The 14,236-nt window shown below is 69.1% G+C and carries 13 protein-coding genes and 1 tRNA gene; 7 read left to right on the top strand and 7 right to left on the bottom strand.

Features of this window, described 5'->3' with window-relative positions:
* The first annotated feature begins 14 nt into the window (after window positions 1-14).
* The 5 genes from ACIRF8_RS24560 to ACIRF8_RS24540 all read left to right on the top strand — a co-directional run bounded on the left by ACIRF8_RS24560 (window position 15) and on the right by ACIRF8_RS24540 (window position 3,663).
* Complete coding sequence (locus ACIRF8_RS24560; RefSeq protein WP_404218189.1) at window positions 15-692, top strand: class E sortase; 678 nt, start codon at window positions 15-17, stop codon at window positions 690-692.
* Window positions 693-765: 73 nt separating this feature from the next.
* Window positions 766-927, top strand: a complete 162-nt coding sequence (locus ACIRF8_RS24555) for a hypothetical protein (protein ID WP_404217679.1) — start codon at window positions 766-768, stop codon at window positions 925-927.
* Entirely contained in the window at window positions 924-1,589 is a 666-nt protein-coding gene (locus ACIRF8_RS24550) for an aminodeoxychorismate/anthranilate synthase component II (RefSeq protein WP_404217677.1), read from the top strand. Before ACIRF8_RS24555 ends, ACIRF8_RS24550 begins: the two co-directional genes overlap by 4 nt.
* Window positions 1,586-2,884, top strand: a complete 1,299-nt coding sequence (locus tag ACIRF8_RS24545) for a class E sortase (RefSeq protein ID WP_404217674.1) — start codon at window positions 1,586-1,588, stop codon at window positions 2,882-2,884. Before ACIRF8_RS24550 ends, ACIRF8_RS24545 begins: the two co-directional genes overlap by 4 nt.
* A 47-nt stretch (window positions 2,885-2,931) precedes the next feature.
* A complete protein-coding gene (locus tag ACIRF8_RS24540; protein ID WP_404217671.1) occupies window positions 2,932-3,663 on the top strand; it encodes a class E sortase in 732 nt (243 codons plus the stop codon).
* A gap of 82 nt (window positions 3,664-3,745) precedes the next feature.
* On the opposite strand, the gene pknB is transcribed toward ACIRF8_RS24540, so the two are convergent.
* From pknB to ACIRF8_RS24510, 6 genes are all read right to left on the bottom strand, one after another.
* The gene (pknB, locus tag ACIRF8_RS24535) at window positions 3,746-5,773 is read right to left on the bottom strand and encodes a Stk1 family PASTA domain-containing Ser/Thr kinase (protein ID WP_404217669.1); all 2,028 of its coding nucleotides are present in this window, start codon (window positions 5,771-5,773) and stop codon (window positions 3,746-3,748) included.
* A 206-nt stretch (window positions 5,774-5,979) separates the two neighbouring features.
* Window positions 5,980-7,446, bottom strand: coding sequence for a peptidoglycan D,D-transpeptidase FtsI family protein (locus ACIRF8_RS24530; protein ID WP_404217667.1), 1,467 nt, complete (start codon window positions 7,444-7,446; stop codon window positions 5,980-5,982).
* A complete protein-coding gene (locus tag ACIRF8_RS24525) occupies window positions 7,443-8,852 on the bottom strand; it encodes an FtsW/RodA/SpoVE family cell cycle protein (RefSeq protein WP_404217665.1) in 1,410 nt (469 codons plus the stop codon). Before ACIRF8_RS24525 ends, ACIRF8_RS24530 begins: the two co-directional genes overlap by 4 nt.
* A 25-nt stretch (window positions 8,853-8,877) precedes the next feature.
* Window positions 8,878-10,494 (bottom strand): Stp1/IreP family PP2C-type Ser/Thr phosphatase, encoded by a 1,617-nt coding sequence (locus ACIRF8_RS24520; protein ID WP_404217663.1) that lies wholly within the window; start codon window positions 10,492-10,494, stop codon window positions 8,878-8,880.
* A 137-nt stretch (window positions 10,495-10,631) separates the two neighbouring features.
* On the bottom strand, window positions 10,632-11,150 hold the full coding sequence (locus ACIRF8_RS24515; RefSeq protein WP_404217661.1) for an FHA domain-containing protein: 519 nt from the start codon (window positions 11,148-11,150) through the stop codon (window positions 10,632-10,634).
* 10 nt (window positions 11,151-11,160) lie between these two features.
* A complete protein-coding gene (locus tag ACIRF8_RS24510; RefSeq protein ID WP_404217659.1) occupies window positions 11,161-12,030 on the bottom strand; it encodes an FhaA domain-containing protein in 870 nt (289 codons plus the stop codon).
* Between the two features lie 480 nt (window positions 12,031-12,510).
* On the opposite strand from ACIRF8_RS24510, the gene ACIRF8_RS24505 reads away from it, so the two are divergent.
* Window positions 12,511-12,594 (top strand) — tRNA-Leu (locus tag ACIRF8_RS24505).
* 359 nt (window positions 12,595-12,953) lie between these two features.
* On the opposite strand, the gene ACIRF8_RS24500 is transcribed toward ACIRF8_RS24505, so the two are convergent.
* Entirely contained in the window at window positions 12,954-13,607 is a 654-nt protein-coding gene (locus ACIRF8_RS24500; protein WP_404217657.1) for an FMN-dependent NADH-azoreductase, read from the bottom strand.
* Window positions 13,608-13,811: 204 nt separating this feature from the next.
* Between ACIRF8_RS24500 and ACIRF8_RS24495 the strand changes: the two genes are divergently transcribed.
* On the top strand, window positions 13,812-14,132 hold the full coding sequence (locus tag ACIRF8_RS24495) for a winged helix-turn-helix transcriptional regulator (protein WP_404218187.1): 321 nt from the start codon (window positions 13,812-13,814) through the stop codon (window positions 14,130-14,132).
* Window positions 14,133-14,236 lie beyond the last annotated feature (104 nt).

The raw sequence follows: 14,236 nt of genomic DNA, 5'->3' as shown, positions 1-14,236 counted from the left end.
GGCCGTCGGTGTCGGTGCGAGTCGTCGTCAGGACACTGAGCGAGCTGTGCATCACCGTCGGCGCCGTGATCGTGCTGTTCGTCGTCTACGTCCTGTTCTGGACCGGCGTGAAGGCCGACAGCGCGATGGACCACCAGATCGACGTCCTCCAGGACCAGTGGGCCGCGCGACCCGTCGCCACCGCCTCGCCCCCGGCGTCCCCGCCGAGACCGACGGCGTACGAGGACGGAAAACCGTTCGCTGTGATGCGGATTCCGCGGCTTGGTTTCACGTGGAACAAGCCCGTGCTGGAGAACACGACGGTCCGGACCCTGAAGAAGGGGCTCGGGCACTACTCCGGCACGGCGCAGCTCGGGCAGAAGGGGAACTTCGCGGTCGCCGGGCATCGACGCACGTACGGGGACCCGTTCAAGGACTTCCCGCGGCTGCGCCCCGGGGACGCGGTGGTGCTGACCGACGGGACGACCTGGTTCACGTACCGCATCGATACGAAGCCGTACAAGACCGTGCCCGGCGATGTCGCGGTCGTCGATCCCGTACCGCGCAAGTCCGGGTACACGCGGCCGGGACGCTATCTGACCCTCACCACCTGTGAGCCGGAGTGGGGGCACAGTCACCGGCTGATCGTCTGGGCGCATCTGGATGCCACTCAGCCCGTGGAGGCCGGGAAACCGGAGGCCCTGCGCCGTTAGTCTGGTGCCGTACGGCGACGGCTGATGCTGTGCGGCGATGGTGTTGAGGGACTGTCAAAGGGGAGCGACCGGCATGTACGGCTGGATCTGGCGGCATCTGCCGGGGAACGCGTGGCTGAGGGCGGCGATCTCGATCGTGCTCGCCCTGGCCGTGGTCTACATCCTCTTCCAGTACGTCTTCCCGTGGGCCGAGCCGTTGCTGCCCTTCAACGATGTGACGGTGGACGGCCAGTGAGCACGCTCGAGACCCGTGAACCCCGCAGGACCCGCATTCTCGTCGTCGACAACTACGACAGCTTCGTCTTCAACCTCGTCCAGTACCTGTACCAGCTCGGCGCCGAGTGCGAGGTGCTGCGCAACGACGAGGTGAGCACGGCGCACGCGCAGGACGGCTTCGACGGCGTGCTGCTCAGCCCCGGTCCTGGCGCCCCCGAACAGGCGGGTGTGTGCATCGAGATGGTGCGGCACTGCGCGGCGAGCGGCGTCCCCGTCTTCGGCGTCTGCCTCGGCATGCAGTCGATGCAGGTCGCGTACGGCGGCGTGGTCGACCGGGCACCGGAGCTGCTGCACGGCAAGACCTCGCTCGTACGGCACGAGGGCAGGGGCGTCTTCGCGGGCCTGCCCGACCCGTTCACCGCGACCCGCTACCACTCGCTGGCTGCGGCTCCCGGCACGGTTCCGGCCGAGCTGGAGGTCACCGCGCGCACCGAGGACGGCATCGTGATGGGCCTGCGCCACCGTGAACTGCCCGTCGAGGGCGTCCAGTTCCACCCGGAGTCCGTCCTCACCGAGCACGGGCACCTGATGCTGGCGAACTGGCTCGCCGAGTGCGGCGACAAGGAAGCGGTGGGCCGGTCGGCCGGGCTCGCGCCGGTCGTGGGCAGGGCCTCGGCGTGACCGCGCTGCGCCCCGAGCAGGACGGCGCCGGCGGGTTCGAGGAAGCCGTCAGGGGCCTTCACGACCCGCTGAACGACCCGTTGCCGGGGCAGCATCCGTCGCCGTGGTTCCGGGCGGCGGACGCGCAGCAGGAGACGGAACCGCAGGCCTCCGGGCAGGCCCGGGAGCGGCCGGAGCCGGAGCCCGAGTGGTACGACCCCGAGGGGTACGCGCAGGACTGGTACGCGGGGGCTCCCGTCACACCACAGCCCACCACACCGCGGCCCAGCACATCACAGCCCGCCGTACCGCGGACTCCCGCACCGCAGCCCGCCGCACCGCGGACTCCCGTACGGGACGACGAGACGGTGGCGCTGCGGACCGCAGACACGCGGCGAATAGGCGCGCCCTCCCCCCGGAGCGAGCCGGAGCCGGAGCAGGGGCCCGGGGCCGGGGTGCCTGTCGCGACCGGTGGCCGGGCCGCGCGCAGGAAGGCCGCGAAGAAGGGCGGCGGCAGGCGGCGGGCGGGCGAGCAGTCCCAGGAAGCCGCCTCCTCGTCCTCCGAGGTCTCCGGGCCCGGGCAGGACGGTGACGGCAAGCCGCTGACGCGTGTCGAGGCGCGGCGGGCGGCGCGCGCCGCCAAGCCCACCACCGGCGTCATCGTGAGCCGTGTGATCGGTGAGGTCTTCATCAGCATCGGGGTGCTGATGCTGCTGTTCGTGACCTACCAGCTCTGGTGGTCGAACATCCGGGCCCACAACCTCGCGGGCAACGCCCGGCACCACCTCGAGGACGACTGGGCGAACGGCAAGGGGAAGCCCGACACGTTCCAGCCCGGGCAGGGCTTCGCGATCCTCTACATCCCGAAGCTGGACGTCGTGGTGCCGATCGCCGAGGGCATCAGCAAGACGAAGGTCCTCGACAAGGGCATGGTCGGGCACTACGACAAGGACAGCATTCCGACCGCGATGCCCGACGCGCGGACGGGGAACTTCGCGCTCGCCGGGCACCGCAACACGCACGGCGAGCCGTTCCGGTACGTCAACCGGCTCCAGCCGGGCGACCCGATCGTCGTCGAGACGCAGGACAAGTACTACGTGTACAAGATGTCGAGCCTTCTGCCGCAGACGGCTCCGTCGAACACGGCGGTGATCGATCCGGTGCCCGTGGGCTCGGGCTTCACGAAGCCCGGCCGGTACATCACGCTGACGACCTGCACCCCGGAATTCACCAGTACGTATCGCATGATCGTCTGGGGCAAGATGGTCGAGGAGCGGCCGCGCAGCAAGGGCAAGCCGGACGCGCTCGTCGGCTGACCGGCGGCGGTATCGGGGACATCAGCACAGGGACGGGGCACAAGGCAGTGGCAGCGACGACCGACCACGAGGAAGAGGCCGACACGAGAGCCGCCGCGCCGCCGCGGCGCGGGCGCGTGGCGATGGCGGTCAGTGTCTTCGGTGAACTGCTCATCACGGCCGGCCTGTTGCTCGCCCTGTTCGTCGTCTACTCGCTGTGGTGGACGAACGTGGTGGCCGACCGAGCCGCGCACAAGCAGGGCGACAAGGTCCGTGACCACTGGTCGCAGGCGACCGGACCCGGGGCGCTGGACACGAAGGACGGCGTCGGGTTCCTGCATGTGCCGGCGATGGGCAAGGGCGAGGTGCTGGTCGAGAAGGGCACGTCGTCCAAGGTCCTCAACGACGGCGTCGCCGGTTACTACACGGACCCCGTGAAGGCGTCCCTGCCGACGACCGGCAAGGAGGGCAACTTCTCGCTGGCCGCGCACCGGGACGGGCACGGCGCCAAGTTCCACAACATCGACAAGATCGAGAAGGGCGACGCGATCGTCTACGAGTCCCGGGACAAGTGGTACGTCTACAAGGTGTACGACATCCTGCCGGAGACGTCGAAGTACAACGTGGACGTGCTGGGGCGGATCCCCAAGGAGTCGGGCGTGAAGAAGGCCGGGCACTACATCACGCTGACGACGTGCACGCCGGTCTACACGTCGCGGTACCGGTATGTGGTGTGGGGCGAGCTGGAGCGGGTCGAGAAGGTCGACAGCGAGCGGACACCGCCCAAGGAACTGCGGTAGCAGCACGCAAGACGGAGCCCCGGCCCCCTGTGAAGGGGGGCCGGGGCTCCGTCATGTGCCGCGCGTCGCGGGTGGCTGCCGATCAGTCCCGGTTGCCGAGGCCGCCGAAGAAGCCGCCGCCGTCGTCGCCACCGTTGCCGCCGTTGCCGCCGCCGTTGTCCCCGCCGCCACCACCGCCGATCGTGGTCAGGGTGACCGTGGTCTTGGCCGGGTCGGACGGGGTGTTGGCCGCCGGGTCCTGCTGCATGACCCGGGCGTTGTCGCTCTGGTCGCTGCCGCCGGCGAACTGGATGTTGGTGAAGCCCGCGTCCTGGAGGATCTTCTTGGCGTCCTTCACGGTCTGGCCGAGGACGCTCGGGACCGGCTTCTGCGCGGGCGCCTTGGCGACCTTCAACTGGACCGTGGAGCCCGGGTCGGCCGTGGTGCCCGCCGCGAGGTTCTGCGAGAACACCTTGCCGGCCTCGACCGTGGAGTTCTCCTCCTCGGTGCAACTGGCCTTCAGGTCGCTGGCCTCGAGCTGGGAGGTGGCCTGCTCGCAGGTGAGGTTGCCGCCGGAGACGTTGGGGACCGCGGTGGTCGCCTTCTCCTTGGCGACGGTCAGGGTGATCTCGGCACCCTTCTCCAGCTTGGTGTCGCCCGCGGGGTCCTGGTCGATGACCTTGCCCGGGGTCCGATCGGACTCCTGGGTCTTCTTGTTGATGTTGGTGAAGCCCTTGTCGTTGAGCGTCTTCTCGGCCTCGTCGTAGGAGAGGCCCTGCACGTCCGGGACCGCGATCTTCGGCGCGCCCGTCGACATGCTGACGGTGATCGTGCCGTTCTTGTCGAGCTTGCCGACGGCCGGGTCCTGCTTGCAGACGCGCTTGGCGGGCTGGTCGGCGCAGGCCATGCTGTCGCCGCGGACGACCTTGAGGTCGATGTTCCCGGCCTTCTGCTGGGCGCCCTGGAACGTCTCACCGACCAGGTTCGGTACGGCGACCTTGCCGTCGTCCCCGCCGCTGCTGCTGATGTACTTCCCGATGAGGATCGCGCCGACCAGGACGAGGATGCCCGCCAGCACGAGCAGGATCGTCGACGTGCGGTTCTTGCCCTGCTTGCGGCGGTCGGGGCGGTCGTCGTAGCCGTAGCCGCCGTCGTCGGGGCTGACCGGGGGCAGCATCGAGGTGGGCGCCGCGCCGTTCTGCGGGCGCAGCATCGCGGTCTGCTGATCGGCTCCGTAACCGTCGGTCCCGCCGTAGCCGACCGCGCCCATGGCGGCGGTGGCGGCGACGGGCTGCCCGTCGAGGCAGGCCTCGATGTCGGCGCGCATCTCGTCCGCGGACTGGTAGCGGTAGTCCGGGTCCTTGGTGAGCGCCTTGAGGACGATCGCGTCCATCTCGGGCATGATCTCATTGTCGAAGACGCTCGGCGGCTGCGCTTCCTCGCGTACGTGCTGGTACGCGACCGCGACCGGGGAGTCGCCGACGAACGGCGGCCGTACGGTGAGAAGTTCGTAGAGGAGGCAGCCCGTGGAGTACAGGTCGGAGCGGGCGTCGACCTGCTCGCCCTTGGCCTGCTCGGGCGAGAGGTACTGCGCGGTGCCGATGACCGCCGCGGTCTGCGTCATCGTCATACCGGAGTCGCCCATGGCGCGGGCGATGCCGAAGTCCATGACCTTGACCTGGCCGTTGCGGGTCAGCATGACGTTGGCCGGCTTGATGTCGCGGTGGACGATGCCCGCCCGGTGCGAGTACTCCAGGGCCTGCAGGATGCCGACGGTCATCTCCATGGCGCGCTCGGGCAGCAGCTTGCGACCGCTGTGCAGGAGCTCGCGGAGTGTGGAGCCGTCGACGTACTCCATCACGATGTACGGGATGGAGACCTGGTCGACGTAGTCCTCGCCCGTGTCGTACACCGCCACGATCGCGGGATGGTTGAGCGAGGCGGCCGACTGGGCCTCCCGGCGGAACCGGGCCTGGAACGACGGGTCGCGCGCGAGGTCCACGCGCAGCGTCTTCACCGCCACGGTGCGTCCGAGCCGGGTGTCGTGCGCGAGGTAGACCTCGGCCATGCCACCACGGCCGAGCACCTGGCCCAGCTCGTACCGGCCGCCGAGGCGACGCGGCTCTTCCATGGTTACCTACCAGCCCTCTCCGTCGGTCCCGACCGTCCCGTGCGGGGTCGGGCGGTGTGCTGTCCGGGCATACCGTACCCGGCCTGCCCGACGTGACCTGGCCACCACCGTGACCCGTGACAGGACCGGTATCGCCACGTGCGTCTATGTGAAGAGCGGGTGACCGGGCTCACAAGGCGGGGTGAACCGCCTGTGTCCCGGGTCACTCAGCGCTTGTTGCCGATGACCGCTTCCATCACGCTCTTCGCGATCGGGGCGGCGAGACCGCCACCGGAGATGTCCTGGCGGTTGGCGCCGCTGTCCTCGACCACCACGGCCACGGCGACCGGCGAGCCCGAACTCGTCTTCGCGTACGAGACGAACCAGGCGTACGGCTTCTCGCTGTTGTCGACGCCGTGCTGGGCGGTACCGGTCTTGCCGCCGACCGTGACACCCGGGATCTTGGCGTTGCTGCCCGTGCCGCCCGGGTCGTTGACGACCGTCTCCATCATCGACTGGAGCGTCTGCGCGTTCTCCTCGGAGAGCGGGCGGCTCAGCTCCTTGGGCTCCGTCTTCTCGATCGTGTCGAGGTTGGGGGCCTTCAGCTCGTCGACCATGTACGGCTGCATGAGTTTGCCGTCGTTCGCGATCGCGGAGGCGACCATGGCCATCTGGAGCGGGGTGGCGGCGGTGTTGTACTGGCCGATGGAGGACAGCGCCGTCTGCGACGGGTTCATGTCGTCGTCGAAGATCGACGCGTTGGAGCGGACGGGGACGAACTGCTGCTTGTTGAAGCCGAACTTCTCGGCCTCCTCGACCATCGCGTCATTGCCGAGGTCGGAGCCGATCTTGCCGAACACGGTGTTGCAGGACACCTTCAGGGCGACCCGCAGCGTCGCGTTCTTGCACGGGATGGGGCCCTCGTTCTTCAGCGGGGTCTGGGTGCCGGGCATGGTCCAAGGCAGCGGGGTGTCCGTCGCCTTGTCCGCGTCGTAATTGCCGCTCTCCAACGCCGCCGCGGCCGTGACCAGCTTGAACGTCGAACCCGGCGGATACGTCTCGCGCAGCGCCCGGTTCAGGAGCGGCTTGTCCTTGTCCTTGTCGAGCTTCTGGAACGTCTCGCTGTCCTTGGTGGAGTTGCCGGCGAAGACAGAGGGGTCGTACGACGGCGTGGAGGCCAGCGCGAGGATCTTGCCGGTGGAGGGCTCGATGGCGGCGACGGCGCCCTTGCCGCGGTTCTTCAGGCCGTCGTAGGCGGCCTGCTGCGCTGCGGCGTTGAGGGTGGTCGTGACATTGCCGCCCTCCTTCTTCTTGCCCGTGATCATGTCGAGGGTGCGGCGGAAGAAGAGCCGGTCGTCGTTGCCGGTGAGGATGCCGTCCTCGATGGACTCCAGTTGCGTGGCGCCGACGATCTGGGAGGCGTAGCCGGTGACGGGCGACCACATGGGCCCGTTCTTCCAGGTCCGCTTGTACTTGAGGTCGGTGCCGGAGGTTTCCTTGGACCCGGTCACCGGCTTGCCGTCGACGATGATGTCGCCGCGCGGCTGGGCGTAGCGCTCGATCGCGACGCGGCGGTTCTTCTCGTTCGTCTGGAGCGCGTCGGCCTGTACGTACTGGAGCCAGTTGTCGCGGATCAGCAGGGCGAGGACGAGCAGACCGCAGAAGATCGCGATACGGCGCAGGGGCTTGTTCACGGTCGAACCACCTGGGTCATCTCGGCGTCGGGGTTGGGGGCGGGCGAGGGCGCCGGGCGGCGGGCGGTGTCGCTGATGCGGATGAGGATGCCGATGAGGGCCCAGTTCGCGATGACGGAGGAACCACCGTAGGCGAGGAACGGCATGGTCATACCGGTCAGCGGGATGAGCCCCATGACACCACCGGCGACGACGAACACCTGGATGGCGAAGGCGCCGGAGAGACCCACCGCGAGGAGCTTGCCGAACGGGTCGCGGGCGGCGAGGGCGGTGCGCACGCCGCGCTCCGCGATCAGCCCGTAGATGAGCAGGATGGCCATGACACCGGCCAGGCCCATCTCCTCGCCGTACGTCGCGAGAACGAAGTCGGAGTTGGCGGCGAAGCCGATGAGGTCGGAGTTGCCCTGGCCGAGGCCGGTGCCGAGAACGCCACCGGAGCCGAACGCCATCAGCGACTGGGCGATCTGGTCGGTCTGCGCCAGGGTCGCGTCGGAGAAGGGGTGCAGCCAGGCGTCCACACGCTGCTGCACGTGCGGCTCGAAGCTCGCGACACCGACCGCGCCGACGGCGGACATCAGCAGACCGAACACGATCCAACTGGTGCGCTCCGTCGCGACGTACAGCATCACGACGAACATGCCGAAGAACAGCAGCGAGGTACCGAGGTCGGTCTCGAAGACGAGGATCAGGATCGACATCGCCCAGACGACGATGATCGGGCCGAGGTCGCGTCCACGGGGCAGGTAGAGGCCCATGAAGCGGCGCGAGGCCAGGGCAAGGGCGTCCCGTTTCACCATCAGATAGCCCGCGAAGAAGATCGCGATCACGATTTTCGCGAACTCACCGGGCTGGATGGAGAAGCCACCGATGTGGATCCAGATCTTGGCACCGAAGACGTTCATCCCGAGGCCGGGCACCAGGGGGAGCAACAGCAGGATGATGGCGCCGACCATCGAGATGTAGGTGTAGCGCTGGAGGATGCGGTGATCCTTGAGCAGCATCAGCACACCGACGAAGAACGCGATGCCGATCGCCGAGTACAGCAGTTGCTTGGGCGCGGCCGGGCTGAAGGTGGACCGTAGCTGCAACCGTTCCGACTGGTCGAGCCGCCAGATGATGACCAGGCCCAGCCCGTTGAGCAACGTGGCAAGGGGCAGCAGCAGCGGGTCCGCGTACGCCGCGAACTTGCGTACGACGATGTGGGCGACGCCCGCGAGCAGGCCGAGGCCGAGGCCGTAACCGAGCAGGCCCGCGGGCAGCTCGCCGTCGATGGCGAGGCCGACGTTGGCGTACGCGAAGACGGGGATGACCACGGCGAACGCCAGGAGCGCCAGCTCGGTGTTGCGCCGGCTGGGTGCGCCGATGGCGCCGATGGTCGACGTATGGGTCGTGGAACTACTACTCATGGCGTGCTGTGGCCCCCAACGGCTTCTACTGCTGTGCGCACGCCTTGGCCAGCTGCTGCTCTTCCTCGGAAAGAGTGGGGCCAGGGGTGGGCGTAGGAGTTGACGGTGACTTCGCCTTGCCGGACGGCGAGTCGGACGGGTCGGACGGGTTCGGCGTCGGCGTCGCCTTGCGGAAGGACGCGGTGGAGGCGGTGGACGCGGTGGAGGCGGTGGAGGCGGTGCCACCTGTGGCGCTGCCCCCGGCGGTGGTTCCTCCGGTGGTGGTGCCGCCGGCTTCGCCCTCGCCGGTCTTCGCGTTGTTCCCGCTCTCGGCCTGCTGCCGCTCGGCCTGCTTCTTGCACGCGCCGGCCTGCGCGGACAGTTCCACGATCTTGTCCTGGGCCGCCGCCAGGTCACCTTCGGCGATGGTCGCCTCGACCTGCTTCTTCTGGTACGGCGGCAGGTACTTGAGCTCGATCTCCGGGTGGTCCCGCTCGACCTTGGACAGACTCACCCAGGCCAGGTCCTGGTTGATGCCGCGGTAGAGCGCCACGTGCTCGTCGTTCGAGCCGACGTAGTACTGGGTCTGCGTCCAGCGGTAACCGCCGTACAGGCCACCGCCGATGACGGCGAGGGCCAGCACGGTGTAGAGCGATCTCTTGACCCACTTGCGGCCGCGGCGCGGCTTGGAGAAGTCCTCGTCGGAGTAGGCGCCGAAGCCCCCTTCGGGCGCGTAGCCGTCGCTTTCGCCGCTGCCGGGAGGGCCGAACTCGCCCCCGCCGCCGCCACCGCTCTGCCCCGGCACCGGGCGGCCCAGACCCGAGGCGCGGCCGGCGGGGGTCTCCATGGCGCCGCTGTCGTGCGGCTGGTGCTGGTTCTCGGCGACCGCGCCCACGATGACCGGGGCGTCGGAGATCTGACCGGCGAGGGTGTCACCGCTGTCGATGTCCAGGACGTCGGCGACGATCACCGTGACGTTGTCGGGACCACCGCCGCGCAGAGCCAACTGGATCAGGTCCTGGACCGTCTCCTGCGGGCCCTGATAGCTGGCGAGGGTCTCCTCCATCGTCTGGTGCGAGACGACGCCGGACAGACCGTCGGAACAGATCAGATACCGGTCGCCGGCCCGCACCTCACGGATCGAGAGATCGGGCTCGACGTGGTCACCGCTGCCCAGCGCCCGCATCAGCAGCGAACGCTGCGGGTGCGTGGTGGCTTCCTCCTCGGTGATGCGGCCCTCGTCGACGAGGCGCTGCACCCACGTGTGGTCCTGCGTGATCTGCGTGAGCACACCGTCGCGCAGCAGGTACGCGCGCGAGTCGCCGACGTGTACGAGTCCGAGGCGCTGGCCGGTCCACAGGAGAGCGGTGAGGGTGGTCCCCATGCCTTCGAGCTGGGGGTCCTCCTCGACCATCATGCGGAGCTGGTCGTTGGCCCGCTGCACGGCGGTGCCGAGCGAGGTCAGGATGTCCGAACCCGGCACGTCGTCGTCGAGCGCGACGATGGTCGAGATCACCTCGGAGGAGGCCACCTCACCGGCGGCCTGGCCCCCCATGCCGTCGGCGATGGCGAGCAGCCGCGGCCCGGCGTAACCGGAGTCCTCGTTGCCCTCGCGGATCATGCCTTTGTGCGATCCGGCGGCGAAGCGCAGCGACAGACTCATGCGCACCTGCCCCGTCGATTCAGACTCCGGGTACATCCGCACGGTGCCCACCCTCCGGTCGGGAGCGCGCCGGTGTCCTGGTTGTGGACCGCCGCGTCGGCTCGCTCGCTCCGCTCGCGCTCATTCATGATGTAGCACTACTTCCGCAGCTCGATGACGGTCTTGCCGATGCGGATCGGTGCGCCCAGCGGGACCGGCGTGGGGGTCGTGAGACGGGTCCGGTCGAGATACGTGCCGTTGGTGGACCCGAGATCCTCGACGATCCACTGGCCGTCCCGGTCCGGATAGATCCTCGCGTGCCTGCTGGACGCGTAGTCGTCGTCCAGGACGATCGTGCTGTCGTGTGCGCGGCCGAGCGTGATCGTCTGCCCCTGGAGCGCCACCGTCGTACCCGTGAGGGTGCCTTCGGAGACGACCAGCTTGGAGGGGGCGCCACGGCGCTGCCGGCCACCGCCCTGCTGCTGGCGCTGGGGGGCAGGCGGCGCGGCGGCCTGCCGTGCGGTCTGCTGCGGACGCGCGCTGTCACGGCGCGCACCGCGCTGCGTGACGCGCGTACCGAACAGGTCGCTGCGGATGACCTGGACGGCCACGATCACGAACAGCCACAGAACGGCCAGGAAACCCAGCCGCATGACCGTCAGGGTCAGCTCTGACATTGCCCCCGCTTCACCCTTCGGCTTGCCGATAAACGATGGTGGTTTGACCCACGACGATCCGCGAGCCGTCGCGGAGCGTAGCGCGGGTGGTGTGCTGTCCGTCCACCACGATGCCGTTGGTGGACCCGAGATCCTGGATCGTCGAGGGCGTTCCGGTCCGGATCTCGCAGTGCCGGCGCGAGACGCCGGGGTCGTCAATCCGTACGTCCGCCTCGGTGGAACGGCCGAGCACGAGGGTCGGCCGGGAGATCTGGTGGCGGCTTCCGTTGATCTCGATCCAGTGCCGGACACGGGCGCCCGGCATGGGGCCCGCGCCGGGGCGCTGCACCGACGCGGCCGGTACAGGACCCGGCCCCGACGCCACCGAGGCCGGGCGGCCGGGTGGCGGCGCGGACGGCATCGGCGGGGCGGTGGAGGGCTGCTGCTGGTAGCTGTAGCCGCCGGGCGCCTGGTTCGGGCGGGCCGCGGTGGAACGCTCGGGCGAGGAGGACGGGGCCTGACTGGTGGACGACGCGAGAGTACGGCTGCGTACCCGGTACAGGCCCGTGTCCAGGTCGTCCGCCTTCTCCAGGTGCACCTTGATGGGGCCCATGAAGGAGTAGCGCTGCTGCTTCGCGTAGTCGCGCACCATGCCGGACAACTCGTCGCCGAGCTGGCCCGAGTAGGGGCTCAGGCGCTCGTAGTCCGGCGCGCTCAGCTCCACGATGAAGTCATTGGGGACGACGGTCCGCTCGCGGTTCCAGATCGTCGCGTTGTTGTCGCATTCGCGCTGGAGCGCGCCCGCGATCTCGACGGGCTGCACCTCGGACTTGAAGACCTTGGCGAAGGTGCCGTTGACCAGACCCTCAAGCCGCTGCTCGAACTTCTTCAGGACTCCCATGGGGCACCTCCTCCTTCGTAGCCGCCCTGCGTGCCGCTGCTGCGTTGCTTCCTCATGCTGCCCGGCGGGCCCGAACCGTCCTGCTCGCCCGTGCCGCCGTGCTCGCTCGTGCCGTCCTGCTCGCGGCGGCCTTTCGACCGCCTTCTCGGTACTGCTTACTGATCGTATCCACGCGCCGGGAAATCGGCTGGTTCCCCCTGCCTGCCCGGTCGATGAGTGTCGACGCTCACAGCCCTTCTTGTGAAGGATCGTAGAGGTGGCCTCTGAACAGTGTCCCGTACGCGGCTGTGGAGACGTCGAGGTCCGGCTGAGCCGGGCCGGGGAGGCCGGATTCGGGCGACGTCCGGCGAGGTCCGCCGTGTCAGGTGCCCGCCAGGGGGCCCGGGAAACGGATGTGAATCCACCCTCCGCAGCGTGCTAATCTTCTGGATGTCGGAAGGCGCTCACCCCCAAGGCGAGGGACCGGACGACACACCCAATGCGCGGGTGGCGGAATAGGCAGACGCGCTGGATTCAGGTTCCAGTGCCCGAAAGGGCGTGGGGGTTCAACTCCCCCCTCGCGCACAGCGAAAAACCCCGCAGGTCTTCGGATCTGCGGGGTTTTTGCGTTGGTTGGGGTGCGTCGGCTGGGTGCTTGGGCTGGCGTGGCGTCGGCTGGTTGCGTCGGCTGGTGTTGCTCGGGCTGATTGCGGGGCTTGCGGTACTTGCAGGGCTTGCGGGGCTTGCGGGGCCTGGGTCTCTTACGGCGCTCGTGCGGGTGGCCGTAGGGCGTCGAAGGCTGTCTGGCCCGCGACGCCCTGTGGTGTATGTCACCTTCCCGTTCCCGCGCTCGAGCGAGTACGTGCGCGCCGAGACGCGCGCCCTCGCGCGGTGGGCGAGGTGCTCACGCGGTGGGCGGGGTGCTCACGCGGTGGGCGGGGTGCTCACGCGGCGAAGCGCGCGGCGAACTCCTTGCCCTTCGCGCGGGCCGCTTCGAGAGCCGCGTCACGAGAGGCCTCGTAGAGCGGGACGAGCTCGGACATGGCCGGGTTGCTCGGGGCCATCGTCAACTCCGGGACGATGAAGTGCAGATCCAGGCCGAGCCCGTCGCGCAGGATCGCCTCCAGGTAGTTCTGCACGTACTCCATGCCCTCGCGCGGGGTGCCCGGCGCGTAGGAACCGCCACGGCTCGCGACGACGATGGCCGGGGTGCCCTTGGCGGAGGGAGTCTCGACGCCGGCGGTGCGGCCGATGAGCAGCACGTTGTCCAGCCACGCCTTCAGCGTCGACGGGACCGTGTAGTTGTACATCGGGGCGCCGATCAGGATGGCGTCCGCCTGCTCCAGCTCCTCGATGAGCGGTACACGCGCGGCGAAGGCGGCGCGCTGCTCGGGCGTGTGCTCGGCCGGGTCGATGAACCCGGCGAGGTGCGCGTCGGCGGAGATGTGGGGCACAGGCTCCGCGTTCAGATCGCGATAGACGACCGTGCCCCCGGGGTGCTGCTCCAGCCATGCCTCGCGGAACGCGTCCGTGACGGTGCGCGAGGCGGAGGCGGACCCGGAGAAGAGGGACGAGTCGATGTGCAGCAGCGTTGCCATGGGGCGTCTCCCACTGTGATGACGGTGGCGGTGGTGTAGTTGAGTACGTAACTAGTAATAGCACAGGGACTTACTTTTTCTCACCCCCGTACGGGAACGCAGTACCCTGGACGCATGGCGGGCAACTGGGAAGAGACGAGCGGGACATGCCCGGGAACCGGCGCCGCCCGGGAACCCCAGGGATGCACCGGAGTCGACATCGGGATGACGCGCGTCTTCGGGCTGCTCGGCAAGCGCTGGACCGGACTGATCGTGTCGGTCCTGTTGCAGGGACCGGTGCACTTCGCGGACCTGCGCCGAGCGATCCCCGGCATCAGCGAACGCATGCTGTCCGACCGACTCACCGAACTGGGAGCGGCCGGGCTCGTCGTGCGCCAGGTCGACGAAGGGCCCCCGCTGCGTGTCTCCTACCGGCTCACCACGGCGGGCTCGGCGCTCGAACCGTCACTGACGGAGCTCGGGACCTGGGCCGAGAAGTACCTGGGGGCCGAGGGCGGGACGTGTCCGGAGGAATTCCGCAGGTAGGTGGTTCTGTGGGGTGATCCTGCGGAGGTGGCCCTGTGTGTGGGGGCCTGCGGAGGTGGCTCTGCGGGGCTGGTGCGGCGGTGCGCCGGGGTGGGGACGGTGTG

Origin of the sequence: Streptomyces sp. NPDC102406 (genome assembly GCF_044765725.1) — a bacterium.
GTDB lineage: Bacteria > Actinomycetota > Actinomycetes > Streptomycetales > Streptomycetaceae > Streptomyces.
Note: the sequence above shows the minus strand (reverse complement) of the source record. Positions and strands in the feature narration are given on the sequence as shown.

What these genes read in the sequence shown, in the direction of transcription:
- ACIRF8_RS24520 (WP_404217663.1), bottom strand. Translation starts at nt 10,494, where the DNA reads ATGAGTCTGTCGCTGCGCTTCGCCGCCGGATCGCACAAAGGCATGATC.
- ACIRF8_RS24510 (WP_404217659.1), bottom strand. Translation starts at nt 12,030, where the DNA reads ATGGGAGTCCTGAAGAAGTTCGAGCAGCGGCTTGAGGGTCTGGTCAAC.
- pknB (WP_404217669.1), bottom strand. Translation starts at nt 5,773, where the DNA reads ATGGAAGAGCCGCGTCGCCTCGGCGGCCGGTACGAGCTGGGCCAGGTG.
- ACIRF8_RS24495 (WP_404218187.1), top strand. Translation starts at nt 13,812, where the DNA reads ATGACGCGCGTCTTCGGGCTGCTCGGCAAGCGCTGGACCGGACTGATC.
- ACIRF8_RS24525 (WP_404217665.1), bottom strand. Translation starts at nt 8,852, where the DNA reads ATGAGTAGTAGTTCCACGACCCATACGTCGACCATCGGCGCCATCGGC.
- ACIRF8_RS24515 (WP_404217661.1), bottom strand. Translation starts at nt 11,150, where the DNA reads ATGTCAGAGCTGACCCTGACGGTCATGCGGCTGGGTTTCCTGGCCGTT.
- ACIRF8_RS24500 (WP_404217657.1), bottom strand. Translation starts at nt 13,607, where the DNA reads ATGGCAACGCTGCTGCACATCGACTCGTCCCTCTTCTCCGGGTCCGCC.
- ACIRF8_RS24555 (WP_404217679.1), top strand. Translation starts at nt 766, where the DNA reads ATGTACGGCTGGATCTGGCGGCATCTGCCGGGGAACGCGTGGCTGAGG.